We start from the raw sequence: 24888 nt of genomic DNA, 5'->3' as shown, positions 1-24888 counted from the left end.
ATGCCTAAAGTAACCGTAGATGGCACCGAAATCGACGTCCCGCAGGGCGCGACCGTCCTGCAGGCGTGCGAGCTGGCGGGGAAGGAAATCCCGCGCTTTTGCTATCACGAACGCCTGTCGATCGCCGGCAATTGCCGCATGTGCCTCGTCGAGGTCGCGCCCGGTCCGCCGAAGCCGCAGGCCAGCTGCGCGCTGCCCGCTGCCGAGGGGCAAGTGATCAAGACCGACAGCCCGATGGTCAAGAAGGCGCGCGAGGGGGTGATGGAGTTCCTGCTCATCAACCACCCGCTCGACTGCCCGATCTGCGATCAGGGCGGCGAATGCGATTTGCAGGACCAGTCGGTCGCCTATGGCCGCGGCGCGACGCGCTATGACGAGAACAAGCGCGCGGTCACCGAAAAATATATGGGCCCGATCGTCAAGACGGTGATGACCCGCTGCATCCAGTGCACGCGTTGCGTCCGTTTTGCCGAGGAAGTCGCGGGGGTCGAAGATATCGGCGCGATCTATCGCGGCGAGAATATGCAGATCACCAGCTACCTCGAAAATGCGGTGCAGAGCGAGCTGTCGGGCAATGTCGTCGACCTGTGCCCGGTCGGCGCACTGACGTCGAAGCCCTATGCGTTCGAGGCGCGTCCTTGGGAGCTGACCAAGACGCTCGGCATCGACATGATGGACGCGGTCGGCACCAATGTCCGCATCGACGCCCGCGGGCGCCAGGTGCTGCGCGTGCTGCCGCGGGTCAACGACGATGTGAACGAGGAATGGGCGAACGACAAGACGCGCCACCATGTCGACGGCCTCGTCCGTCGCCGCCTCGATCAGCCTTATGTTCGGGTGAATGGCGCGCTCCAGCCCGCAAGCTGGGCCGAGGCGTTCGCGGCGATCAAGGCGGTCAACGCCGGATCGTCGGTCGCCGCCATCGCGGGCGACCTCGCCGATTGCGAGACGATGTTCGCGGCGAAATCGCTGGTCAATGCGCTCGGCGGCACCCTGCTCGAAGGGCGCCAGACCGGGCTCGATTACGACGTTACCAGCCTGTCGGCGGTCAATTTCAACACCACGATCGCCGAGGCGGAGAACGCCGACGTGATCCTGCTCGTCGGCACGAACCTGCGCTGGGAAGCGCCGCTGATCAACACCCGCGTCCGCAAGGCGGTGTGGAAAAAGGGCGCCAAGGTCTTCGCGATCGGCCCCGAAACCGATCTCACCTACAAGACCGAATGGCTCGGCGACGACGCCTCGCTGGTCGCGAAGCTGCCGAAGCCTGTCACCGACGCGCTGAAGGGCGCCGAACGGCCGATGCTGATCTTCGGCGGCGGCGCGCTCTCGGTGCCCGGCGTTCACGGCGCCGGCCTCGCGCTCGCCAAGGCGGTGGATGCGGTCAAGGACGGCTGGAACGGCTTCAACGTCGTGCATTTCTCGGCCGCGCGCATGGGCGCGCTGATGCTCGGCTACGGCCTGCCCGGCGGAATCAAGGACGTGATCGCGGCGAAGCCGAAGCTCGCCTTCTTCCTCGGCGCCGACGAAGTCGATTTCACCGCCTTCGCCGATACGCTGAAAGTCTATGTCGGCCATCATGGCGATAAGGGCGCGCACGCCGCCGATATCATCCTGCCCGCCGCGGCATGGACCGAAAAGGACTTCACCACGGTCAACACCGAGGGCCGGGTCCAGCGCAGCGACAAGGCGGTGTTCGCCCCCGGCGACGCGCGCGAGGACTGGAGCATTTTCAGGGCTTTGGCTGACGCGCTCGGCGTCAACATCGGCTTCGACAGCTTCGCCGAATGCCGCGCCGCGATGATCGCCGCGGTGCCCGCGCTGGGCGTCGAGGGGCTTGCCGACTATGGCTGGACGGTTCCCAAGCTGCCGGCCAAGCCCGAGGCCCGCGCGATCCCGTCGCCGGTCAAGGATTTCTATCTCACCAACGCCATCTGCCGCGCGTCGCCGACGATGCAGCGCTGCTCGGAAGAGCTGGTCCATGGCGTCACTTTTGTGGAGGCCGCGGAATGACCCCGGTGCATATCATCGCCAGCACCTTGCTCGTCGGCATGGGCTACGCCGTCTGGCGCGGTTTCAACGCGCCCAAGAGTGAAAAGCCTGGCCCGCACAACGGCTGGCGCAATCAGGACGGCGCGAAGAAATGACCGAATATTTCCAGCGAATGATGCTCTACGTCCCGTTCAAGGGATGGGTCGACATGGGGATGTCGGCCGAAGCCGCTTGGGCGCTGGCGACGATCGCGGGCATCCTGCTCATCGCGCTGCCGCTGATGCTCAGTGTCGCGATGATCATCTATGCCGACCGCAAGATCTGGGCGGCGATCGCGCTGCGTCGCGGCCCGAACGTTGTCGGCCCCTTCGGCCTGCTTCAGTCGTTCGCCGACGGCCTGAAAGTCTTCCTGCAGGAAACGATCATCCCGACCGGTGCGAACCGCGGGCTGTTCCTGATCGCGCCGATCATCACCTTCACGGTGGCGCTGATGGCGTGGGCGGTGATCCCGTTCAATGCGGGCGCGGTGCTCGCCGACATCAACGTCGGGCTGCTCTACATCCTCGCGATCTCGTCGCTCGGCGTCTATGGCGTGATCCTGTCGGGCTGGGCGTCGAACTCGAAATATCCTTTCTTTTCCGCGATGCGCGCATCGGCGCAGATGATCTCCTACGAAGTCTCGATCGGGTTTATCCTGATCGGGGTCGTGCTCTATGCCGACAGCTTCAACCTGAACGAGATCATCAAGGCGCAGGGCGCTGACAAATATGCGCTGTTCGGCTTTTTCCAGGGTTTCGGTTTCCAGCCGCTGCTCTTCCCGCTCGCGGTGATGTTCCTGATCTCGTCGCTCGCCGAAACCGCGCGCGCGCCGTTCGACCTCACCGAAGCGGAATCGGAGCTCGTCGCGGGCTATCAGACCGAATATTCGTCGATGGCCTTCGCGCTCTTCTGGCTCGGCGAATATGCCAACGTCTTGCTGATGTGCACCCTCAACGCGGTGCTGTTCTGGGGCGGCTGGCTGCCGCCGCTCAACATCGACCTGATCCCCTGGTTCGACATTCCGGGCTGGGTGTGGCTGTTCGGCAAGATCCTGTTCTTCTTCTTCGTGTTCAGCTGGGTGAAGGCGACCGTCCCACGCTACCGCTACGACCAGCTGATGCGGCTGGGCTGGAAGGTCTTCCTGCCGATCTCGCTGATCTGGATCTTCCTGATTTCGGGCTGGCTCATGCTGACGAGGTATGGGGCGTGAAGCGCGTCAGCGCCCTCTCCTTGACGCTGGTTCTGGCGGTGTCGAGCAATCAGGCCCTTGCTCAGAACGGGCCGGTCACGCTCGACAATGCCGCCATAGCGCTGTGCAAAATGGCGAAGGAAAGCGACGAGTCCGCAGAACTGGATCTCGTGCTTCAATTTCACCCGAAAACAGACGAGCGCCTTACAGAAGGCGAAATTCGATTTGTCGATCCCAATGCAATTTTGGGCGACCTTTATCCGCAGGCCACGCTCGTCAGCCCGTCCCGAATGGTTGTTATGTTTACTAAAACCAAAAAATTGCCGGTGAAGAGCGACAATGATCTGGTGACGCTATCATTCGGGAATACGGACGATAATTCCATGAATTACAACGCATCTTTATACACGGTGGGATCAGGCACCGGCGAAGATCGCTATCAATATTCTGGCACATGCACCATCGGCAAGCCTCGGGATTCCTCCAACAAAGAGTTCGCTCGTTTGCAAAATCAGCTCGCGCCGTCGTCGCCGGAGACCGTTCAATGAACATCGGCCATCTCGTCAAAAGCTTCACGCTGTGGGAATTCGTCAAGGCCCATTGGCTGACCTTGAAATATTTCTTCAAGCCCAAGGCGACGATCAACTATCCGTTCGAGAAGAACCCGCTGAGCCCGCGCTTCCGCGGCGAGCATGCGCTGCGCCGTTATCCGAATGGCGAGGAACGCTGCATCGCGTGCAAGCTGTGCGAAGCGGTGTGCCCGGCGCAGGCGATCACGATCGAGGCCGAACCGCGCGACGACGGATCGCGCCGCACGACGCGCTACGACATCGACATGACCAAGTGCATCTATTGCGGCTTTTGCCAGGAAGCATGCCCGGTCGATGCGGTGGTCGAGGGGCCGAACTTCGAATTCGCGACCGAAACGCGCGAGGAACTGCTCTATGACAAGGCCAAGCTGCTCGCCAATGGCGACAAATGGGAACGGGCGATCGCGGCGAATCTTGCCGCCGACGCGCCCTACCGGTAAGGGCGCGCGCACATGATCCAGCTCTTCGCCTTCTATCTGTTCGCCACGCTCGTCATCGCGTCCGCCGCGATGGTGATTTTCGCGCGCAATCCGGTCCACAGCGTGATGTGGCTGATCCTCGCCTTCTTCAACGCGGCGGGACTGATGCTGCTCGCGGGGGCCGAGTTCATCGCGATGCTGCTTGTCATCGTCTATGTCGGCGCGGTCGCGGTGCTGTTCCTGTTCGTCGTGATGATGCTCGACATCGATTTCGCCGAATTGCGCGCGGGTTTCGTGCGCTATCTGCCGCTCGGCGCGCTCGTCGCGATCATCCTCGCCGCCGAACTGATCTTCGCGGTCGGCGCGTGGAGCGCGGGCGGGATCGATCTCGCGGCGCGCGCCGCGCCCGCGGTCGCCGACAAGAGCAATATCCAGCAGATCGGCGAACTGCTCTACACGAAGTATATCTTCCTGTTCGAGGCGGCGGGCATCGTGCTGCTGGTGGCGATGATCGGCGCGATCGTGCTGACCCACCGCCAGCGCGGCGGCGCGCGCACCCAGAATATTTCGTCGCAGAACCAGCGCCGTCCCGAGGATGCCACGCGCCTCGTCGACCCGGGCGTCGGGCAGGGGGTTGAGCTGTGATCTCGGTTGGCCATTATCTCGCGGTCAGTGCCGTGCTGTTCACGCTCGGCGTGCTCGGCATCTTCATCAACCGCAAAAATATCATCGTCATCCTGATGGCGATCGAGCTGATCCTGCTCGCGGTGAACATCAACCTCGTCGCGTTCAGCGCCGCGCTCGGCGATCTCGTCGGACAGGTGTTCGCGATGTTCGTGCTGACCGTCGCCGCCGGCGAGGCCGCGATCGGGCTCGCCATTCTCGTGATCTATTTCCGCGGCCGCGGCACCATTGCGGTCGATGACGCCAACCGGATGAAGGGGTAAGCCGGTGATTCAGGCGATCGTATTCCTGCCGCTGCTCGCGGCGCTTGTCGCAGGCCTCGGCCAGCGCGCCATCGGCCCGTTCGCGGCCAAGCTGATCACCACGGGTGCGCTGTTCGCCAGCTGCGCCTTGAGCTGGCCGATCTTCCTGTCCTTCGTGTGGGGCAATGGCACGGCCGAGGTTGTCACCGTGCTGCACTGGGTCAGTTCGGGCGCGCTCCAGTTCAACTGGGAATTGCGCGTCGACACGCTGACCGCGGTGATGCTCGTCGTCATCACGACGGTCTCGGCGCTCGTCCACCTCTATAGCTGGGGCTATATGGAGGAGGATCCGGACCAGCCGCGCTTCTTCGCCTATCTCTCGCTCTTCACCTTCGCGATGCTGATGCTGGTGACCGCGAACAACCTTGTCCAGATGTTCTTCGGCTGGGAAGGTGTCGGTCTCGCTTCCTATCTGCTCATCGGTTTCTGGTACAAGAAGCCCAGCGCCAATGCCGCGGCGATCAAGGCGTTCGTCGTCAACCGCGTCGGCGACCTCGGCTTCATGCTCGGCATTTTCGGCACCTTCCTGGTGTTCGGCACCGTTTCGATCCCCGACATCCTCAATGCCGCGCCGGGCATGGCGGGCAGCAGCATCACCTTCCTCGGCATGCGCCTCGACACGATGACGATCCTCTGCCTGCTGCTGTTCATCGGCGCGATGGGCAAGTCGGCGCAGCTTGGCCTCCACACCTGGCTGCCCGACGCGATGGAAGGGCCGACCCCGGTGTCGGCGCTGATCCACGCCGCGACGATGGTCACCGCGGGCGTCTTCATGGTCTGCCGCCTGTCACCGATGTTCGAGACCGCGCCGGTGGCGCAGGGCGTCGTGATGTTCGTCGGCGCCGCGACCTGCTTCTTCGCCGCGACCGTCGCGACGACGCAATGGGACATCAAGCGCGTCATCGCTTATTCGACCTGTTCGCAGCTCGGTTACATGTTCTTCGCCGCGGGCGCGGGCGCATATGGCGCCGCGATGTTCCACCTGTTCACCCACGCCTTCTTCAAGGCTTTGCTGTTCCTTGGCGCCGGTTCGGTGATCCACGCGATGCACCATGAACAGGATATGCGTTATTACGGCAATCTGCGGAAACAGATCCCGATCACCTATTGGGCGATGATGCTCGGCACGCTGGCGATCACCGGCGTCGGCATCGCGGGCGTCGCGGGTTTTGCCGGCTTCTATTCGAAGGACGGCATTCTCGAGGCGGCATTCGCGAGCGGCGGCGGCGGCGTGGTGGCTTTCTGGGTCGGCATCTTCGTGGCGTTCCTCACCAGCTTCTATTCGTGGCGCCTCGTCTTCCTGACCTTCTATGGCAAGGCGCGCTGGGAGCAGAGCGAGCATATCCAGCATGCGGTTCATGACGCGCATGGCCATGACGATCATGCGCATGGCGCCCACGACGATCATCACCATCACGATGCGCACAGCGACGGCACCGCGGGTTATCACCCGCACGAAAGCCCGATCACGATGCTGATCCCGCTCATCCTGCTGTCGATCGGCGCCGTGTTCGCCGGCATCGCCTTCCACCACCAGTTCATCTATCCCGAAGAAGGCACCGCCTTCTGGCAGGGCAGCATGCTGGCGTTCGACGCGCATCTGATGCACGCCGCGCACGAAGTGCCTCTGTGGGTGAAATGGACGCCGTTCACGGTGATGGCGATCGGGCTATTCCTCGCGTGGAACAGCTATATCCGCAACACCAGTCTGCCCGCGCGCTTCGTCGCGCAGTTCGGGCTGCTGCACAATTTCCTCTACCGCAAATGGTATTTCGACGAGCTGTACGACATCGTCTTCGTCAAGCCCGCGTTCGCGATCGGCCGCTTCTTCTGGAAGCGCGGCGATGAACAGACCATCGACCGTTTCGGTCCCGATGGTGCGGCGGCGCTCGTCCAGGGCGGCACGCGGCTCGCGGTGCGGCTGCAATCGGGTTATGTTTATGGATATGCGTTCGTGATGCTGCTCGGCCTTGTCGGTCTGGCCAGCTGGGCCATGGTGAAGTTCCTGTGAGCGGCTTTCCCATTCTTTCGCTGCTGCTCGCGGTTCCCGCGGTCGCCGCCATCGCTTGCCTCTTCGTCGGCGATCAACAGGCACGCTGGGTCGCGCTCGGTGCGACGCTGGTCAACCTCGCGCTCGGCGTCCTGCTATGGGCGCAGTTCGACATCGGCGGTGCCCAGTGGCAGTTCACCGAAAGCGCCGACCTGTTCGGTCAGGCTTTCGCGTGGAAGCTCGGTATCGATGGCCTCGCGCTGATGCTCATCCTGCTCAGCACCTTCCTGATGCCCTTGTGCATTCTCGCCAGCTGGGAAGCGATCACCAAGCGCGTCGGCCTCTACATGGCGATGTTCCTGATCATGGAAGTCGTCATGATCGGCGTCTTCTGTGCGCAGGACCTGCTGCTCTTCTACATCTTCTTCGAAGCCGGCCTGATCCCGATGTATTTCATCATCGGCATCTGGGGCGGCGCGAACCGCAAATATGCGGCGTTCAAATTCTTCCTCTACACGCTGCTCGGATCGGTGCTGATGCTGATCGCGATGATCGCGATGATCGCGGAAGCGGGAACGAGCGACATCCCGACGCTGATGAACTACAACTTCCCGGTCGAAATGCAGACCTGGCTGTGGCTCGCCTTCTTCGCCAGCCTCGCGGTCAAGATGCCGATGTGGCCCGTCCACACCTGGCTTCCCGACGCGCACGTCCAGGCGCCGACTGCGGGTTCGATGATCCTCGCCGGCGTGCTGCTCAAGATGGGCGGTTACGGTTTCATCCGCTTCATGATGCCGATGTTCCCCGACGCCTCGGCGCAGCTGATGTGGATCGTCTTCGCGCTGTCGATGGTCGCGGTCGTCTACACCAGCCTTGTCGCGCTGGTGCAAAGCGACATGAAGAAGCTGATCGCTTATTCGTCGGTCGCCCACATGGCGATCGTCACCGCCGGCCTGTTCGCCTTCAACCAGCAGGGCATCGAGGGCGCGATGATCGTCATGCTCAGCCATGGCGTCGTCTCGGCCGCGCTCTTCTTCTGTGTCGGGGTGATCTATGACCGGCTCCACACGCGCGAGATCGACCGTTACGGCGGGCTCGCGGTGAACATGCCGGCCTATGCGCTGTTCTTCATGCTGTTCACCATGGCGTCGATCGGCCTGCCGGGCACCAGCGGTTTCGTCGGCGAATTCCTCAGCATCGCGGGCATCTATGAATCGTCGAGCTGGGTCGCGTTCGTCTGCACCACCGGCATCATCCTCGGCGCCGCGTACATGCTCTATCTCTACCGCCGTATCGTGTTCGGCGAACTCACCAAGGACGATGTGAAGGCGATGCCCGATCTCAATCCCCGCGAATGGGCGATCATGGTGCCGCTGGCCGCCGTGGCGCTGTGGATGGGCGTCTATCCCGAAAGCTTCCTCGCGCCGATGCGCGGCGATGTGACCACCGTGGTCGCGCGCCTTGCTCCCGCCAAGCCCGCGGGCGACGCGCACTGGACGGTTGGCAAGCCCAAGGCGGCGGCTGCCGAACATGGGGCCGCACCCGCCGGCGAAGCGCATCATGCGGGAGGCGTCCAATGACCGCCGATCTCATGCTCGTCTGGCCCGAACTGATCCTGACGATCGGCGGGCTGATAACGCTGATGCTCGGCACCTTCCTCGGCGATCGCCAGGTGGGGCTGTACCAGCTCGCCGCGCTGCTGACGCTCGCCGCCGCGACGGTCGCGGTGGTCGCGCTGTTCGGGGTCAACGCCTCGGTCTTCTCGGGCACGCTGTCGGTCGATGCGTTCGGCGGGTTCGCCAAGCTGATCATCTATGGCGCCAGCGCCGTGTCGATCCTCATCGCGCCGCGTTTCTTCGCGGGCGGTATGCGCGCCGAATATCCGGTGCTGATCCTGTTCGCCGCGCTCGGCATGGGGATCATGGCCTCGTCGCGCGACCTGATGACGCTCTATGTCGGGCTCGAACTCAACAGCCTCGCCGCCTATGTGCTCGCCAGCTTCATGCGCAACGACGAGCGGTCGAGCGAGGCCGGGCTCAAATATTTCGTCCTCGGCGCGCTCGCGTCGGGCATGCTGCTCTATGGCATCTCCTTGCTCTACGGATTCAGCGGCACCACCGATTTCGCCGGCATCGCCACCGCGATGGGCGGTCAGCTCAACGCCGGGCTGATCTTCGGCATCGTCTTCGTGCTCGCGGGCCTCGCGTTCAAGATCAGCGCCGTGCCGTTCCATATGTGGACCCCCGACGTCTATGAAGGCGCGCCGACCCCGGTCACCGCCTTCTTTGCCAGCGCGCCGAAAGTGGCGGCGATGGCACTGATGACGCGCGTCGTCATCGACGCGATGGGCCCCGCGGTCGGTGCCTGGCAACAGATCGTCATCTTCCTCGCGCTCGCCTCGATCATCCTCGGCGCGGTCGGCGCGATCGGGCAGAAGAATATCAAGCGCCTGCTTGCCTATTCGTCGATCAACAATGTCGGCTTCATGCTGATCGGTCTCGCCGCGGGAACGCAGGCTGGGGTTGAGGGCGTGCTGACCTATTTGGTGGTTTACGTGGTGACCACGCTCGGTGCCTTCCTCGTCGTGCTGCAGCTGCGCGATACGGACGGCAATGCCGTCGAGAGCATCCCCGCGATGGCTGGCCTCGCCAGCAAGCGCGGCTGGCTTGCCGCCGCGATGTCGGTGTTCCTGCTCAGCCTCGCTGGCATCCCGCCGCTGTTCGGCTTCTGGCCCAAATTGCTGGTGTTCCAGGCCGCGGTGAACGCCAACCTCGTGCCGCTCGCGGTCGCCGGCATCGTCGCGTCCGTTATTGGCGCATATTATTACATCATGGTCATCAAGACGATGGTGTTCGACGATCCCTCCGACACCGAATTCGCGGCCCCCGCGGCGCCGGTCGAACGGGTGCTGATGACGGTCAGCGCGCTGTGGCTGTCGGTGATCGGCTATCTCTTCATTCCGCTGCTGGCCATCGCATCGGCCAGCGCCGCATCGGTGCTGTTCTGATTCCGCCGATAGAGCGGATCGCCGAGACAGGTTCGACCAACGCCGACCTGCTGGCGCGGCTGGCCAGCGGCGAGCATGTGGGCGAGGGGCATTGGCTCGTCGCCGACCGCCAGACCGCGGGTCGCGGCCGCCTGGGGCGTGGGTGGAACGACGGGCAGGGCAATTTCATGGGCTCGACCGTGGTCCATCTGACCGCCGGCGATCCGTCGCCCGCGACGTTGGCGCTCGTTGCCGGGGTGGCGCTGGCAAAGGCCGTCGCGGCGCTCGCACCCGGTCTTGGCGCACAGCTCAAATGGCCGAACGACCTGCTGGTCGACGGCGCCAAATGCGCGGGCATATTGATGGAGCGCACCGGCAACAGCATCGTGATCGGCATCGGTGTCAACCTCGTCGCTGCGCCCGAACTGCCCGATCGCCCGACCGCGACGCTCAGCGACAAGGGCGCCAGCCTCGATCGCGACCGCTTCGCCGATGCGCTCGCGATCGCGATGACCGACGCGCTGTGGACCTGGCGACAGGAAGGCATCGGTCGCATCATTGCCGCTTGGCTGCCGCAGGCGCATCGCGTCGGCACCCCGCTGCGCGTGTCCGAACAGGGGATCGACGGTGTTTTCGACGGCCTGGCTCCCGACGGTGCGCTGCGCTTGCGCCGCGACGGCGGCGAGACCATGTTGGTCCATGCCGGCGACATCGAACTGCGCCGACCGCTCGAAGAGGGGAAATAGCCGTGCTGCTCGCGATCGATGTCGGCAACACCAACGCCAAATTCGCGCTGTTCCGGGGAACCGAGCTGCTTGCGCGCTGGCGCATCGCGACCGACGATCGCCGCACCGCCGACGAATATATGGTCTGGCTCGACCAGTTGCTGCGTATCGAGGGGCACGACCGCAGCCAAGTCGATGCCGTGATCATCTCGACAGTCGTCCCGCGCGCGCTGCACAATCTGCAGCTGCTTGCGCATAAATATTTCGGCGTCGACGCGCTCGTCGCGGGCCGCGAGCCGGTGACCTGGGGCATCGCGCTCAAGGTCGACGAGCCGCGCTCGGTCGGTGCCGACCGCGCGGTCAACGCGATTTCGGCGCAGGCGCTCGAGCCGGGCAAGGACAAGCTGGTCATCAGCTTCGGCACCGCGACGACGCTCGACCATATCGGTCCCGACGGCGCCTATCTCGGCGGCATCATCGCGCCGGGCGTCAATCTGTCGCTCGAAGCGCTGGTCGCTGCCGCTGCCAAACTCCCGCGCATCGCGATCGAGGCGCCCGCCAGCCCGAGCGTCATCGGCCGCACCACCGAAAGCCAGATGCTGATCGGCGTCTATTGGGGCTATGTCTCGATGATGGAGGGTCTGATCGCCCGCCTGAAGGCCGAAATCGGCAAACCGCTCACCGTGATCGCCACCGGCGGCCTCGCAACCCTGTTCGACGAGCAGGCACATCTGTTCGACCGCATCGACCCCGACCTCACTCTCAATGGATTAATGCATTTGTACAATCAACGGAACGCGGCATGACCAAACCCGGCAAGGAACTGCTTTTCCTCGCGCTCGGCGGCTCGGGCGAGATCGGCATGAACGCCAATCTCTACGGCTGCGACGGCAAATGGATCATGCTCGATCTCGGCGTGACCTTCGGCACCCATGATTATCCGGGCATCGACATCATCATGCCCGACCTCGAATTTATCGAGGACCGCAAGAAGGACCTGCTCGGCATCGTCCTGACCCACGGGCACGAGGACCATATCGGCGCCTTGCCCTATCTCGCCGCCGACCTCGGCGTGCCGCTCTATGCCAACCGCTTCACCGCGGGGCTGATCGCGGGCAAGCTGATCGAGGAAGGGCTGGAAAAGCAGGTCAAGGTCCATGTCGTCGACATCGACGCCCAATTCCAGCTCGGCCCCTTCGGGATCCGCTTCGTGCCGCTCGCCCACTCGATCCTCGAGATGAGCGCGGCGGTTATCGACACGCCCTATGGCCGCGTCTTTCACACCGGCGACTGGAAACTCGACGACGACCCGGTGCTGGGCAAGCCGTCGTCGGCGGCCGCGCTCACCAGGCTCGGCGACGAGGGCATCGACGTGCTCGTCGGCGATTCGACCAACGCCTTCAATCCCGAGGCGTCGGGCAGCGAAGGCGGGCTGTTCGACGGCCTGCAAGCCGCGGTCGGCGCGGCGAAGGGCCGGGTGATCGTCACCACCTTCGCTTCCAACGCCGCGCGGCTCAAGACGCTGGGCGAAGTCGCCAAGGCGACGGGGCGCACCCTGTGCGTCGCGGGCCGCTCGCTCGACCGCATCCTCGGCGTCGCGCGCTCGGTCGGCTATCTCAAGGATTTCCCGCCGACGGTCGATTTCGACGAGGCGATGCGCCTGCCGCGAAACAAGGTGATGGTGATCGCCACCGGCGGGCAGGGCGAGCCGCGCGCCGCGCTCGCGCGCATGGCGTCCGACAGCCATCAGATCAAGCTCGAGGCCGGCGACACCGTCGTCTTCTCGTCGAAGCAGATCCCGGGCAACGAAGTCGCGATCGGGCGGATCATGAACCAGCTCGCCGCCAAGGACGTGCTGACCGTGACCGAGAAGCAGGCGCATATCCATGTCAGCGGCCATCCGGGACAACCCGAACTCGCCGCGCTCTATGGCTGGCTCCGCCCGAAGCTCGTGGTGCCCGTGCATGGCGAGATCCGCCACATGCACGAACAGGCGCGCTTTGCGCTCGAACGCGGCGTGCCCGACGCGCTGATCCAGGAAAATGGCGACCTTGTCCGCCTGGCGCCCGGTCCGGCGAAGATCGTCGAGCGCGTTCACTCGGGCCGCCTGATCCTCGACGGCGATGTCATCCTGCCCGCCGACGGAGAGACGATCAACGAACGGCGCAAGCTGTCGGTCAACGGCCATATCACTGTCGCGGCGATCTTCACCAAGGGCAAGTTCACCGAAAGCGCGGTCAGCTATCGCGGCGTCCCGGTCGAGGACGATCGCGAGGCGTTCGTGGACGAGATGCGCGAGGCCGCCGCAATGGCGGCGCGCGCGCCCTCCAAGGATCGCGACAAGCAGCGCGAGGCGATCCGCCTCGGCGTCCGCCGCATCGCGACCGACTGGACCGGCAAGAAACCGGTGGTCGACGTCATGCTGGTCGACCTGTAAGGAGCGGCACCATGAAATGGACTTCCGCGCTCGCGATCTTCACTTTGTTCTGGGTGTTCAGCGCCTTTTTCGTGCTGCCCTTCCACGGCCGCCGGGCCGAGGACGAGGCCGCGCCGCTGATCGCGGGGCAGGATCGCGGCGCCCCCGCGACCTTCCGCCCGAAGCGCGTCCTCGCCCAGATGACGATCGCGGCGGCGGTGTGCTTCGCCATCTATTATGTGGCCTATGTGAACGGCTGGGCCGACCCCAATGTGCTGAGCGGGCGGGCCTGACTTAAACCGTCACCCCGGCGAAGGCCGGGGTCTCGCCGGTGGTTCATTGAGCATAGGGTGAGATCCCGGCCTTCGCCGGAATGACGGGGCTTAAACTAGCCCCGCAACCGGTCGATCGCCTGCGCCAGCGCGACATAGAGCTTCCCGATATCCGACGACAGCAGGGTCACGCTGATCGCCGACCCGTCGCGCGCGCCCATCAGCAGCCGCAGCATCGCCTCGAAATCGTGGATGAACTGGTTCACCGAGGCGTGGAAGGCGTCGTCATTCTGATAGACGCGCAGGATTTCCTTCGCCTCGCTATTCTCGACCAGCTTGACCGCGCGCCGCGCGAACACCCCGCGGTCGCCCTTGAGATAGGCGTCCCATGCGGTGTCGCTGACTTCGCTGGACAGGATCTTGGTGACGTCGATCGCGGTCGATTTCAGCGATTCGGTGAGCAGGCCGACCTGCTTCGCCAGCGAATCGCGGTCCGACGCCGCGATCGCCTGTTCGGCCTCGGCGGCGCGCGCCTCGACATTGGCGCTGGTGTCCATGATCGTGATCAGCTGGCGCATCAGCCGGTCGGTGGCGTTGTTCGCCGCCGCGACCGCGCGTTCGGATGCTTCGCCGATCGCGTCGAGCTGGCTCATGATTTCGGTGCGGAACGCCGCGTCGATCGCCTCGGTGGCGGTCGACTGCATCGCCTCGCGCGCGCCCGCGACGAGCGCTTCGAGCGTCTGCTGCGCCTGGCTCGCGGCCGACTCGGCGGTCTCGCGCACCGCGCCCAGCGTCGCGATCATCCTGGCGCCGCCCTGTTCGGCGAACTGGTCGGCCCCGTCGCGCAGCCTGGCGAGCGCGGCGTCGGCCTCGGCGAGCGACGCGTTGATCCGTTCGACCAGCGCCTGCTGGCTTTCCGCATGACCCGTCATCTGGGTTTCGTTCGACGCGAGCGTCGCCTGCACCGCGTTGACATGCGACAGCGTCGATTGCGCGACAAGTTCGGAGGCTTCGAGCATCGGGCGCAGGTCGCCGAGCGTCGTGCGTGTCACCTTGCCGTGCGACGCGATGCGTTCGAGCGCGTGCGGCAGCGATTCGTCGAGTTCGCGCGTCACCGCGTCGAGCGCGAGCAGCAGCGATTCGGCGTGGGTGATCAACTGGTGCGCGGTGCCGTTGCCGGCCTCGGCCTGTTGCATGAACGCCGCGAGCTGCGACTTGGTGTCGTCGATGGCGCGTCCGATCACGCCGGCGCTCGCCGAAACGCTGACGTCGAGGAACTCCAGCCGATCGCCGATTTCGGCGACATGCCCGGTGACCTGCGCGGCCAATTGCTCGCTCGCCTCGCCATGCGCCGCCAGGCGTGCGCCGATAGCGTCGCTCGCATCGCGTGCGACCGCGAGCCGATCGTCGAGCTGACCGGCGGAGGTCGCGACGCCGTCGCGGAACTGCTGCCAGGTCTCGCCCAGCCGCGCGCCCATCGCATCGACGGTCGAGGTCAGTTCGTGGTGCAGCGCGGTCGCGACCTGCGTGATCTGTGCCAGCGTCGTTTCATGCGCGCCGGTCACCTGCGCCGATACGGCGAGCAGGTCGGTTTCGGCCTGCCGGGTCCGCGCTTCGAGCGATCCGATCGCGTCGTTCAGCGTCGCCGCTGACGTTTCGCCGGTCTGCGCGGCCTTGACCGCTTCCTCGGCGAGCGCGGCGAGCTTGGCCTCGAGGCTCGCGCCCTGCTGGTGCGCGACGAGGCCCGCCTCACGGAAATTGCCCGCGAGCCGCTGCGCGACATCGTCGATGCGCGGCAGGCCCGCGAGCAGGCCATCCATCCGCTGCATCGCGACATCGCTCGACCGTGCGAGCTGGTCGTGAGCGTTGGCGATCACCGAGGCATTGGTCGCGAGCTTGTCGCTGCTTTCGGTCAGCCGTGCGACGGTATCAAGTCCAAGCTGCTGGACGGTCGTCGCCTGTTGGGCGAGCTGGCGCTGCGCATCGGCCAGATGGAGTCCGAGCGAGTGCATCGACTGGTTGAGCGCCGCATTCTCGTCGCGCAGCGCGGTCGCGACGCGGGCGAAACGTGCCTGTTCGGATCGGCTCGACCGCAACAGTGCCATCCACAGCACCGCGAGCAAGGTCAGCGGCATCGCGATGGTGGCGACCAGCGCCGGCCATTCGGCCATCGCCGGCGCGCGCGCGAAGCTGTCGGTTGCCGCCGCAGCGGCGAAAACGGTCCAGACGAGCCCGAGCAGGATCAGCAGGGCAGGCGCGATGCGGTCGCGCCAGGCCGACGGACTTGCCGTCGCGTCCTCGACGTCCGCTTCGCCGGCGAGCGCCGACATGTCGAGCCAGTCGCGTTCGGCGGACGCGGGCGCCTCTGCCTCGGGCACGGCCGCGCCCGCTGCCACCGGCTCCGCCGCCTGGCTGTCCGCATCCGGATTTGCCGCGGATTCCCGCCACAAACCGACGATTTTTTTATCCCCCGTCATAGTCGCATCTTAGCAGCAAATGCCCGCCATGAAACGGAAACTTAACCATGGACTGTCAAGGCTGTGGAATGTCGTTCGATAGCGGCCCTCTTGATCGGTATCTGAACGCGGCGGTCGGCGACGATCCCGCGATGACGCTCGACCTGCGCAACGCGTTCACCGGCAGCGCGCGCGACCTCAGCGACCTGATGCGCCGCGCCCGCTGCGACGCCAACTGGAACGTCGCGGCGCTTCGCCTGAAGGGGCTCGCCGCCACCTTCGGCATCATCCCGCTGATCCAGCTCGCCGAAGCCGCGATGGCCGGCGCCCCCGGCGATCCGGCGGTCCTGCGCGAAATCAACCAGGCGATCGACGCGATCGCCTGAGCCTTATCGACGAACGGGGTTCAATCGCCGTTCAGCCGCCCCCGGTCATTGCAAAATCAACCGGGCCTGTCTTGCCATGGCAACGTCGGAGGTTTAGCCGCGTTTAGAGCGCGGTCGAACCTGCGCGTGCCTATGCGCGCGGCGGCCGAATCGAAGGAGAGATTTCAGATGTTCACCCGTTTCCGCTCGATGCCCGCGACGGCCATGGCCGCTGTGCTGGGCTGCGCGCTGATGGCGATGTCGGCCACCCCCGCAGCGGCGCAGGACAAGCCCAAGAAGGAAAAGAAGAAGGGCAAGGAAGAAGAAGCCAAGAAGGGCACGACCATCGCAGCGAGCAAGGCGTTCGGCCCCTCGGTCAAGAAGATGATAGATGCATATAATGCGAAGGATGCCGCGGCGCTTCAGGCGGCGCTAGCCGAGGGTGAGGGCACTGCGTCGACCACCGAGGACAGATACTGGATCGCTAACTACACGCTCCAACTCGGCATCCTCAACAAGGACAAGGTGCTGCAGGGCAAGGGACTCGACGGGATGCTGGCGTCGGGCATCACGCCCCCCGAAAGCGTTGCGACCTATAATTTCTTCTCGGGGCAGTTCGCCTATCAGGACAAGGATTATGCGAAGGCGATCCAGCGGCTCGAGGCCGCCAAGGCCGCCGGCTCCAAGGAACCCGCGATAGACCTGTTCATGGTCGACAGCCTTTTGCAGACCAATCAACTCGACAAGGCGGTTGAGTTGGCGAAAACCTCGATCGAGGCCACGCGCGCCGCCGGCCAGCGGCCGTCGGACGAGCTCTATGTCCGCCCGATCCAGAAGCTGCAGGCGGCGAAGCGCAACGATGAGGTCGTCGACATGATGACGTTGCGCCTGCGCGACTACAACCAGCCCGAAGTGTGGCGCCAGACGCTGTTCATCCTGTTGCAGCAGTCGGGCGACAACAAGGAAATCGGACTCGACACGCTGCGCCTGATGCGCGCGACGGGGGCGATGCTCCAGCGCCCCGAATATCTGGAATATGCGGCGCTCGCGACCGAAGCCGCGCTGCCGGGCGAAGCCGTCGCGGTCATCAAATATGGCAAGGACCGCAAGGTTATCCAGGCGACCGACGCCAAGCTCGACGAAGTCCTCAAGACCCAGAGCGAACGCATCGGCGACGAGGAATCGACGCTGACCGCTTATGCCGCGAAACCCTCGACGCTTTCGGTCGCCAAGACCGCGGGCGCGACCGGCGATGCGATGGTCGGCTACGGTCGCTATGCCGATTCGATCCCGCTGTACAAGGCGGCCCTCGCGGCGGGCGGCGACAAGGAATTGTGGACCTATCGCATGGGCGTTGCGCAGGCGCTGGCCGGCGACGCCGCCGGCGCCAAGGCGAGCTTTGCATCGGTGGTCGGCCCGCGCAAGCGTCTCGCCCAGCTGTGGACGGTGAAGATCGACACCCCGGCGGCGGCTCCTGCGGCGGCAGCTCCGGCTCCGGCGCCGACCAACTAAGGGGCGCCGTACCCAAACGAAAAGGGCGCCATCCCGGCGGGTGGCGCCCTTTTTCATGTCCGGTTCGAAACCCCGTCAGGGTTCGACGGGGATCCCGGCGAGTTGCTTCGCGGTGCGGATCGTGAGCGAGGTCTTGACGCTCGTTACATTGGGCGCCGAGGTCAGATGGGCGGTCAGGAACGACTGGAAGCTCTGCAGGTCGCGTGCGACGACCTTGAGCAGGAAGTCGATCTCGCCGTTGAGCATATAGCATTCGCGCACCTCGGCGAGCGCGCCGACATAGTCCTCGAATGCCTTCAAATCGGATTCGGCCTGGCTGCGCAGGCTGACCATCGCGAACACCGTGATGCCATAGCCGAGCTTGGCGGCGTCGAGGTCGGCATGATAGCTGCGGATCACCCCCGATTCCTCGAGCGCGCGCACGCGGCGCAGGCATGGCGGGGCGGTCAATCCGACCAGTTGGGCGAGTTCGACATTGGTCATCCGCCCGTCCTTCTGCAGTTCGTGCAGGATTTGCAGGTCGATCTGATCGAATTTCTGGCTCGCCATATTGTAACTTCCGCTTCCCTCTGGAGGCGCTGACCATAATAATATTTCAGGCGATTGCAATTGTCCCACAATGCGACGCGGTTGGTTAAGGCGCTTTCATGACCGGATGATTCACGCTAGCCGGTAAATATCTGCTAACCAACCAACGGGGTGGGGGCCCGCACCGCGTGACAGCCGACACGATGATCGCGACCATATTGCGTCAGGCGCCGGCCGACCGGCGAACCTGTGTCGCGGCCTGGCGTCAACTCTCCGATATTCTCGCGCAGCGCGGCAATCAACTGGCCGATGACGATATTCGCCGCTCGCTCCACGCGCTCGCGGTCTTGCGCCCGCAAATTCCCGAAAATGTCCGCCGTGACTGCGCCAGGTCGATCGCGCGCCACAGCCGGTTCGCGCCGATCGTCGCGCTCTACGCCAACGACGTGCCCGCGGTGTCGCTCGCGATGTTGCGCGACGCGCAACTGGCCGAGGCCGACTGGCTCGCGCTGTTGCCCGCGACCGGCCCGATGGCGCGCTCGTTCCTCGCCGCGCGCAGCGATCTGCCGCAAGGCGTCAACCGCGCGCTCGCCAGCCTCGGCGCCGCCTCGGTCGCGCTGCCGCAGCCCGACCCGATCGCGGAACCGGAGGCCGCAACGGCCGAGTCCGCGCCCGAACCCCAACCCCAACCGGCTTCGGCGCCGGCGCCCGACACCGAACCGAGCCAGATCAGCGAACTCGTCCGCCGCATCGACAAATATCAGGCGGGCCGCGGCCAGCCGTCCACCGCGTCGCGCGCCGCGCCCGTCGCCCGCGAATCCTTCCTCTTCGAAACCGGTTCCGACGGCGTCATCCACTGGGTCGAGGGTGTCCCGCGCGGCGCCGCGATCGGGCTGTCGATCGCCGAGGCGGCGTTCGGCGGCGAACCCGGCACCGACGGCGTCGCGGCGGGGGCGTTCCGCCAGCGCGCCGAAATGATCAACGCGCGCATGATCCTCGAAGGCGCCGAGGCCGACGCCGGCGAATGGCGTTTCTCGGCTTTGCCCTGGTTCGACCACGTCAGCGGCCAGTTCCGCGGCTATCGCGGCAGCGCGCGGCGCCCGCATCGCAACGAAATTCCCTACGGCCTGCCCGCCGAGGACAATGCCGGCGATTCGATCCGCCAGCTGATCCATGAACTGCGCAGCCCGTTGAACGCGATCTCGGGCTTCGCGCAGATCATCTCGGGCCAGATGTTCGGCCCCGTCAGCGGCGCCTATCGCGCCATGGCCGACACGATCGTCGCCGACGCTGCGGCGGTGCAGGCGATCATCGACGATCTTCAGACGGCGACCCAGCCCGCCCCGACGACGGTGGCCCCCGCCAGCGGACACAGCGACATCGAGGCGATCACCGCGCAGGTCGAACGCGAGCTCGCGCCATTGTTCGCCGAACATGGCGTCGGGGTCAGTATCTCGCGCGTCGGCGGGCCGTTCCACGCCGCGGTCGAGGATATCAGCGCGCGGCGGATGATCGGGCGGCTGATCACCGCGCTGGTCGATGTGTTCGAATCGAACGCGACGCTCGTCGGGCAATTGGTCACCGATCCGGCGAAAACGGACGAACTTCAGCTCCGGCTCGTTCGCCCGGTCGCGATCCGTTTCACCCCCGCCCGCGACCTGCTCGATCCCAGCTACAGCCCCGAGGGCGACGCGCCGGGCGCGGCGATTCTCAGCCTCGGTTTCTCGCTGCGGCTCGTCGACAGCCTCGCCCGCGCGGCGGGCGGTCGTCTCGATATCGGGCATAACGCCTTGACCTTGCACCTTCCCTCCGCCACCCCGGCGTCTGCCCTGGATCCGATGGTCCAGCAGCATGAAGACTGATCGGGGCAGGGCACCTCGTGCAGGGGAAGAGCTCGGTGGAACGAGCGGATAATCTGTTGAAGCCACCCGCGGCGTCGGATCTGGTCCGCTTGCGACCGGACGAAAGCCCGCGCTTCTGGGTGACCATCGATACCGAAGAGGATTTCGACTGGTCGGCGCCGTTCGCGCGCACCGGTTATCGGCTCGATTCGGTCCCCGCGCTCACCGATTGTCAGGCCTTTTTCGAAAGCGCCGGGGTCGCGCCCATCTATCTCGTCGACTGGCCGATCGTCGCCGACGACCGCGCCGTCGCGATCCTCGGCGCCGCGCGCGCGGCGGGGCGGTGCGAGGTCGGTGCCCAGCTCCACCCGTGGGTCACGCCGCCGCACGACGAAGTGGTCAGCGCCTACAACAGCTACACCGGCAACCTCCCGCCCGACCTGCAACGCGCCAAGATGACCGCATTGCGCGACGCGATCGCGGCGCGTTTCGGCGCCGCGCCGACGGTGTACCGCGCCGGTCGCTATGGCATCGGCCCTGAGAGCGCGGCAATGCTCGCGGACCTTGGCTTCCGCTGCGACACGTCGGTGCGCTCGGGCTTCGATTATCGCCCCGGCCACGGCCCCGATTATCGCGCGATGCCGCTCCATCCCTGGTGGGTCGAGACCGACGGACCGCGCCTGCTCGAAATGCCGGTGACGACGCTGTTCGGCGGCCTGCTCGGTCCGGTCGGGCGCTGGCTCTATCACCGGACATCGTCGAATACCCACGCCGCGTTCGCGCGGCTCGGCCTCGCCGAACGGATCGCGCTGACGCCTGAGGGCATTCCCGCCGCCAAGGCGTGCGCGGCGATCGATCTCGCGGTCGCGGCGCGGCTGCCGGTGCTTAACTTCTCCTTCCATTCGCCGTCGCTGCAACCGGGCAACACGCCCTATGTCCGCACCGATGCTGACCTTGCGGCCTTCTATCGCTGGTGGGACGTGGTGCTTGGCCATCTCGCAAAACGGGGGGTCGAACCGACCACCGCGGCCGCGATTCTCGATATGGCGCAACGTTAGACACCGACGCCCTGATCGCGCTTGCCAAGCCTCGCCGCGCTCCGCTATCGCCACGCCATCCCCTCGGGGGCCTGTAGCTCAATGGTAGAGCCGGCCGCTCATAACGGCTAGGTTGCGGGTTCGAGTCCTGCCGGGCCCACCATTTTCTATTGTCGGGGAGAGGTGGGAGTTCGGCCATGGGAACGCGCGGCGGCAAGGTCGCTTTCGCTCTGACGCCGATCATCACCTTTGCCCTTTTTCCGTTGACGATGGACCTGTTTCTCGGCCCCTGCTTTTTCGAAGAAGGCTGCGGTCCGCATGAGACCGTGGGGGTGGCCGGAGCGCTGCTGGCTGCGCTGGGGCTCGCCGTCGCCCCGGCTTTGGCGATCCGTGCGATCGTCAACCGGCTCAGTCCGTCCCAGCCGGGCTAGCCCACCGTATTTCCCTTGCAACATGCAACCCATGTCGTTCTTTTGTTGGCGACAAGGGGAGAGAATTGATGGCGAAGAAGCGGACGATCCTGCTGGGCGGACTGGCCATCGTGGCGGTCATCGCCGGAATCGTCACGGTCCGCACCGCGACCTTCGAGCCGGCGAACATCGCCGATGGCAGCGACGTGCGGCTTGCCGCGGTTCCCGCTTATGATCTGGACGCCGCGGTCGCGCATCTGAGCGCTGCGGCCCGGTTCCTGACCATCTCGCACCAAGACCCGGCCGACAACCAGATCGCCGAATGGGATAAGCTCCATGCGTGGCTCGCGGCGACCTATCCCGCGACCCACGGCGCGATGACACGGACGATCCTGCCCAACCGGACGCTCGTCTATCACTGGCCGGGCAGCGACCCCGCGCTCGCGCCGATCATCGCCATGGCGCATCAGGACGTCGTGCCCGTGACCGCGGGGACCGAAAAGGACTGGAAATACCCGCCCTTTGCCGGGACGATCGCCGAGCAGGCGGTGTGGGGCCGGGGCACCGTCGACGACAAGGGCTCGCTGATCGGGCTGTTCGAGGCGACCGAGGCGCTGGCGAGGGCGGGCTTCAGGCCGAAACGCGGCATCTATCTCGTTTCGGGCCACGACGAAGAAGCCGGTGGCACCGGCGCGATCGCGGCGGCGGCGAAGCTCAAGGCAGAGGGGGTGAAGGCGATCTTCACCCTCGACGAAGGCAGCCTCATACTCACCGACACCCCGGTCATCGATGGTCCCGCGATCATGATCGGCATCGCCGAAAAAGGCTATGCGACGCTGCGCGTCACCGCCAACGCGCCCGGCGGCCACAGTTCGATGCCGCCCGCCGAAACCGGCGTCGAAACGCTCGCGAAGGCGGTGCTCGGGATTACCGGCGATCCCTTTCCGATCGAGTTGCGCGGTCCCGGCGCGGCGATGATCGGGGCACTGGCGGCAAAGAAGGGCGGCACGACCAGGATGGCGGTCGCCAACCCCTGGCTGTTCGCGCCGCTGCTGAAGCGCCAGCTCGGCGCGACGCCCTCGACCGCCGCGGCCTTTCACACCACCATCGCCCCGACGATGCTGGAAGGGAGCCCCAAGGAAAATGTCCTGCCGCAATCAGCCAATGCGCTGATCAACTATCGCATCGCGCCGTGGAACAGCTCGGCGGACGTCATGGCGCGCGCGCGGGCGGCGGTCGGCGATGCCAAGGTCGATCTCGCCTGGGTCAAGCCGCCGCGCGAACCCTCGCGCGTGTCGTCGACCAGTTCGCCGGGCTGGAAATGGATCGCTGCCGCCGCGCGCGCCGACGCACCGCAAGCCGTGCTCACCCCGACGCTCGTCGTCGCCGGCACCGACAGCCGCAGCATGGAAGGGGTGTCGCAGGATGTGTACCGGTTCATGCCGATGCATTTTTCGCTGAAGGAAACGGCGATGATCCACGGCACCAACGAACATATGGCGATCGACAGCTTCCAGCGCATGATCGATTTCTACGCCCGGCTTATCGCGACGTCGGCGGGTTAGGGGGCGGACGGGCCGGCCGGGATAGACATCCCGCGCCAGCCTGTTAAAGGCGCGACGGCGTCGGGGAGTGGCGCAGCCCGGTAGCGCGCTTGCTTTGGGAGCAAGATGTCGCAGGTTCGAATCCTGTCTCCCCGACCATTTCCACTTTTGACGTGTTTCCCGGCGCTTGGCGTCGGCCCGCCATGGTCCGGAGACGCGGCGGCATGGCTTCGCGCACGACCCGCGCGCGACACAACTTCCCGTAGCGAGCCAACCCACCAGCATATCCGGACGTTCCCTATCCATAAGGCATAGCGCACAAATTCCCCGGTGAAGCGATTCCTGCTGTCCCGTCGCGCTTGCGACTCGGGGCGACTCGGAGGGGCGTCGGTCGAATGACCGGGGTCAAAATCGGCATCGCGGCGCTCGAAAGAACCCGAACTTTGTTGGGTCCGTTTTGGCAAAGCGCGGTAACGCGTTGATCCACTGGTTAATGTCCTGAACTGAGACAGAAGCGGCCCTCCAGTATTCACGATAGTCGGACGTTTTTTTCACGATGTCGGGACGACCGCCCCGCAGTTAGTTGACACAAGATTAAGGATTGGTTCTGCGAGGGGGAGCCAGGCGGAAACTGTCGCACCGCTTTGGACGACTAATGGGGCATTGATCGCCACGGCGATCGGGGGGCCACCGGCCGAGTAACGGCCACGCAAACTAACCATAGAGCTTTTGTCGACGGGCTTCGGCCTGTTCGGCGGAGTTGCGGCTGCGTCCTTGCGGGCAAAGCCCAATCTCGGGGCCGTCGGCCCCGCCGCAGGTTCGTGTCCAATCCCGGCGCGAGCAGGTGGATGCGTGGCGAGCGATCGCGGCGCAACAAGGGGCCGGTTTCCATCCTGTGGGGAGGGGGACGGTCTTCCGGGAAAGCTACGCCGGCCCGCCGGGTCGGTTCAACATGTGGAGATAGTCATGAAGACCCTTTTTGCTGCTGTTTCGGCCATTGGCCTGCTTGCTTCGACTCCCGCTTTTGCCGCCGACACCCAGGTCAATGTGACCGCCACCGTCACCGGCGCATGCGGCCTTGGCGATCACAAGTCGGGTGCTACGTCGGCTCCGGGTTGGACGCAGGGCGACATCAATCTTGGCGCGATCACCGGCGCGGACGGCAAGCTCAACGTTGCTCCCGTCACCAACCGCAGCTTCGGCAACGTGTGGTGCAACGCTCCTGCCGATGTGACGATCGAAGTCGCTTCGCTGGCGCTCGATGGTGATCGTGCGTCTGCGGCGCCCGCCGACTCGTCGTCGTTCGCTAACAAGTTCGACCTGAAAATTACCGGCAATCTTGGCGGCAACGCGTTCAACAACGGCGCCGGTGACCTGGCCGTCCAGTCGACCGGTGGTGGTACCGGGTCGTTGGACATCGCCACGACCGGCGCGTTTGAAACCGGTCTTGGCCAGTATTCGAGCTTCAATCTTCAGGTGCTGAACCCGGGCAATCTGCGTCCGGTCGCCGGCTCCTACTCGGGCTATGTCAAGCTGACCGCTACCGTCAGCTGATCGTAAAGATCCACCCATCCTCCATCGCGCCTCTCGG

The 24888-nt window shown here is 65.3% G+C and carries 23 protein-coding genes and 2 tRNA genes; 23 read left to right on the top strand and 2 right to left on the bottom strand.

Going from position 1 to position 24888, the window contains the following annotated elements:
• From nuoG to AC3WS4_RS14230, 14 genes are read left to right on the top strand one after another with little or no spacing between them, the layout of a single operon-like run.
• Entirely contained in the window at positions 1-2013 is a 2013-nt protein-coding gene (gene nuoG, locus AC3WS4_RS14295; RefSeq protein ID WP_492739570.1) for an NADH-quinone oxidoreductase subunit NuoG, read from the top strand.
• Positions 2010-2147 carry a hypothetical protein gene (locus tag AC3WS4_RS14290; protein WP_431591200.1) on the top strand — a complete coding sequence of 46 codons (138 nt, stop codon included), beginning with the start codon at positions 2010-2012 and terminating at the stop codon, positions 2145-2147. The genes nuoG and AC3WS4_RS14290 overlap by 4 nt, the downstream gene beginning before the upstream one ends.
• A gap of 53 nt (positions 2148-2200) precedes the next feature.
• Entirely contained in the window at positions 2201-3241 is a 1041-nt protein-coding gene (gene nuoH / locus AC3WS4_RS14285; RefSeq protein ID WP_492739788.1) for an NADH-quinone oxidoreductase subunit NuoH, read from the top strand.
• Complete coding sequence (locus tag AC3WS4_RS14280) at positions 3238-3768, top strand: hypothetical protein (RefSeq protein WP_492739571.1); 531 nt, start codon at positions 3238-3240, stop codon at positions 3766-3768. The genes nuoH and AC3WS4_RS14280 overlap by 4 nt, the downstream gene beginning before the upstream one ends.
• Positions 3765-4250: an NADH-quinone oxidoreductase subunit NuoI gene (nuoI, locus tag AC3WS4_RS14275; protein WP_492739572.1), complete on the top strand. Its 486-nt coding sequence runs from the start codon at positions 3765-3767 to the stop codon at positions 4248-4250. Before AC3WS4_RS14280 ends, nuoI begins: the two co-directional genes overlap by 4 nt.
• A gap of 12 nt (positions 4251-4262) precedes the next feature.
• Positions 4263-4874 carry an NADH-quinone oxidoreductase subunit J gene (locus AC3WS4_RS14270; protein WP_492739573.1) on the top strand — a complete coding sequence of 204 codons (612 nt, stop codon included), beginning with the start codon at positions 4263-4265 and terminating at the stop codon, positions 4872-4874.
• Positions 4871-5176: an NADH-quinone oxidoreductase subunit NuoK gene (gene nuoK / locus AC3WS4_RS14265; RefSeq protein WP_053554267.1), complete on the top strand. Its 306-nt coding sequence runs from the start codon at positions 4871-4873 to the stop codon at positions 5174-5176. The genes AC3WS4_RS14270 and nuoK overlap by 4 nt, the downstream gene beginning before the upstream one ends.
• A gap of 4 nt (positions 5177-5180) precedes the next feature.
• Entirely contained in the window at positions 5181-7226 is a 2046-nt protein-coding gene (gene nuoL, locus AC3WS4_RS14260) for an NADH-quinone oxidoreductase subunit L (RefSeq protein ID WP_492739574.1), read from the top strand.
• Complete coding sequence (locus tag AC3WS4_RS14255) at positions 7223-8785, top strand: NADH-quinone oxidoreductase subunit M (protein WP_492739575.1); 1563 nt, start codon at positions 7223-7225, stop codon at positions 8783-8785. Before nuoL ends, AC3WS4_RS14255 begins: the two co-directional genes overlap by 4 nt.
• Positions 8782-10212 carry an NADH-quinone oxidoreductase subunit NuoN gene (nuoN, locus tag AC3WS4_RS14250; RefSeq protein WP_056351314.1) on the top strand — a complete coding sequence of 477 codons (1431 nt, stop codon included), beginning with the start codon at positions 8782-8784 and terminating at the stop codon, positions 10210-10212. The genes AC3WS4_RS14255 and nuoN overlap by 4 nt, the downstream gene beginning before the upstream one ends.
• Positions 10134-10937 (top strand): biotin--[acetyl-CoA-carboxylase] ligase, encoded by an 804-nt coding sequence (locus tag AC3WS4_RS14245; protein WP_492739576.1) that lies wholly within the window; start codon positions 10134-10136, stop codon positions 10935-10937. The genes nuoN and AC3WS4_RS14245 overlap by 79 nt, the downstream gene beginning before the upstream one ends.
• Before the next feature lie 2 nt (positions 10938-10939).
• Positions 10940-11722: a type III pantothenate kinase gene (locus AC3WS4_RS14240; protein WP_056351317.1), complete on the top strand. Its 783-nt coding sequence runs from the start codon at positions 10940-10942 to the stop codon at positions 11720-11722.
• The gene (locus AC3WS4_RS14235) at positions 11719-13353 is read left to right on the top strand and encodes a ribonuclease J (protein WP_492739577.1); all 1635 of its coding nucleotides are present in this window, start codon (positions 11719-11721) and stop codon (positions 13351-13353) included. The genes AC3WS4_RS14240 and AC3WS4_RS14235 overlap by 4 nt, the downstream gene beginning before the upstream one ends.
• An 11-nt stretch (positions 13354-13364) precedes the next feature.
• The gene (locus AC3WS4_RS14230) at positions 13365-13625 is read left to right on the top strand and encodes a DUF1467 family protein (protein WP_187140200.1); all 261 of its coding nucleotides are present in this window, start codon (positions 13365-13367) and stop codon (positions 13623-13625) included.
• Between the two features lie 95 nt (positions 13626-13720).
• On the opposite strand, the gene AC3WS4_RS14225 is transcribed toward AC3WS4_RS14230, so the two are convergent.
• Positions 13721-16054 carry a hypothetical protein gene (locus AC3WS4_RS14225; protein WP_492742845.1) on the bottom strand — a complete coding sequence of 778 codons (2334 nt, stop codon included), beginning with the start codon at positions 16052-16054 and terminating at the stop codon, positions 13721-13723.
• A gap of 95 nt (positions 16055-16149) precedes the next feature.
• Between AC3WS4_RS14225 and AC3WS4_RS14220 the strand changes: the two genes are divergently transcribed.
• The gene (locus tag AC3WS4_RS14220; RefSeq protein ID WP_056351331.1) at positions 16150-16446 is read left to right on the top strand and encodes a hypothetical protein; all 297 of its coding nucleotides are present in this window, start codon (positions 16150-16152) and stop codon (positions 16444-16446) included.
• Positions 16447-16614: 168 nt separating this feature from the next.
• A complete protein-coding gene (locus tag AC3WS4_RS14215) occupies positions 16615-17937 on the top strand; it encodes a tetratricopeptide repeat protein (RefSeq protein ID WP_187140198.1) in 1323 nt (440 codons plus the stop codon).
• Between the two features lie 75 nt (positions 17938-18012).
• Here AC3WS4_RS14215 and AC3WS4_RS14210 read toward each other — a convergent pair whose 3' ends face one another.
• Positions 18013-18486 (bottom strand): Lrp/AsnC family transcriptional regulator, encoded by a 474-nt coding sequence (locus AC3WS4_RS14210; RefSeq protein WP_056351336.1) that lies wholly within the window; start codon positions 18484-18486, stop codon positions 18013-18015.
• Positions 18487-18653: 167 nt separating this feature from the next.
• Here AC3WS4_RS14210 and AC3WS4_RS14205 point away from each other — a divergent pair, with 167 nt between their 5' ends.
• From AC3WS4_RS14205 to AC3WS4_RS14175, 7 genes are all read left to right on the top strand, one after another.
• Positions 18654-20327, top strand: a complete 1674-nt coding sequence (locus AC3WS4_RS14205; RefSeq protein ID WP_492739579.1) for a histidine kinase dimerization/phospho-acceptor domain-containing protein — start codon at positions 18654-18656, stop codon at positions 20325-20327.
• Positions 20328-20446: 119 nt separating this feature from the next.
• The gene (locus tag AC3WS4_RS14200; protein ID WP_492742844.1) at positions 20447-21364 is read left to right on the top strand and encodes a polysaccharide deacetylase family protein; all 918 of its coding nucleotides are present in this window, start codon (positions 20447-20449) and stop codon (positions 21362-21364) included.
• Positions 21365-21431: 67 nt separating this feature from the next.
• A tRNA-Ile gene (locus tag AC3WS4_RS14195) sits at positions 21432-21506 on the top strand.
• A gap of 34 nt (positions 21507-21540) precedes the next feature.
• The gene (locus tag AC3WS4_RS14190) at positions 21541-21774 is read left to right on the top strand and encodes a hypothetical protein (RefSeq protein WP_492739581.1); all 234 of its coding nucleotides are present in this window, start codon (positions 21541-21543) and stop codon (positions 21772-21774) included.
• 68 nt (positions 21775-21842) lie between these two features.
• The gene (locus AC3WS4_RS14185; RefSeq protein WP_492739582.1) at positions 21843-23318 is read left to right on the top strand and encodes a M20 family peptidase; all 1476 of its coding nucleotides are present in this window, start codon (positions 21843-21845) and stop codon (positions 23316-23318) included.
• Between the two features lie 61 nt (positions 23319-23379).
• Positions 23380-23456, top strand: a tRNA-Pro gene (locus AC3WS4_RS14180).
• An 807-nt stretch (positions 23457-24263) separates the two neighbouring features.
• On the top strand, positions 24264-24851 hold the full coding sequence (locus tag AC3WS4_RS14175) for a hypothetical protein (protein ID WP_492739583.1): 588 nt from the start codon (positions 24264-24266) through the stop codon (positions 24849-24851).
• Positions 24852-24888: the final 37 nt, after the last annotated feature.

The sequence above is a fragment of the Sphingopyxis sp. EU05-FHT14B03 genome (assembly GCF_058790875.1).
This window is presented reverse-complemented; position numbering and strand designations above follow the sequence as displayed.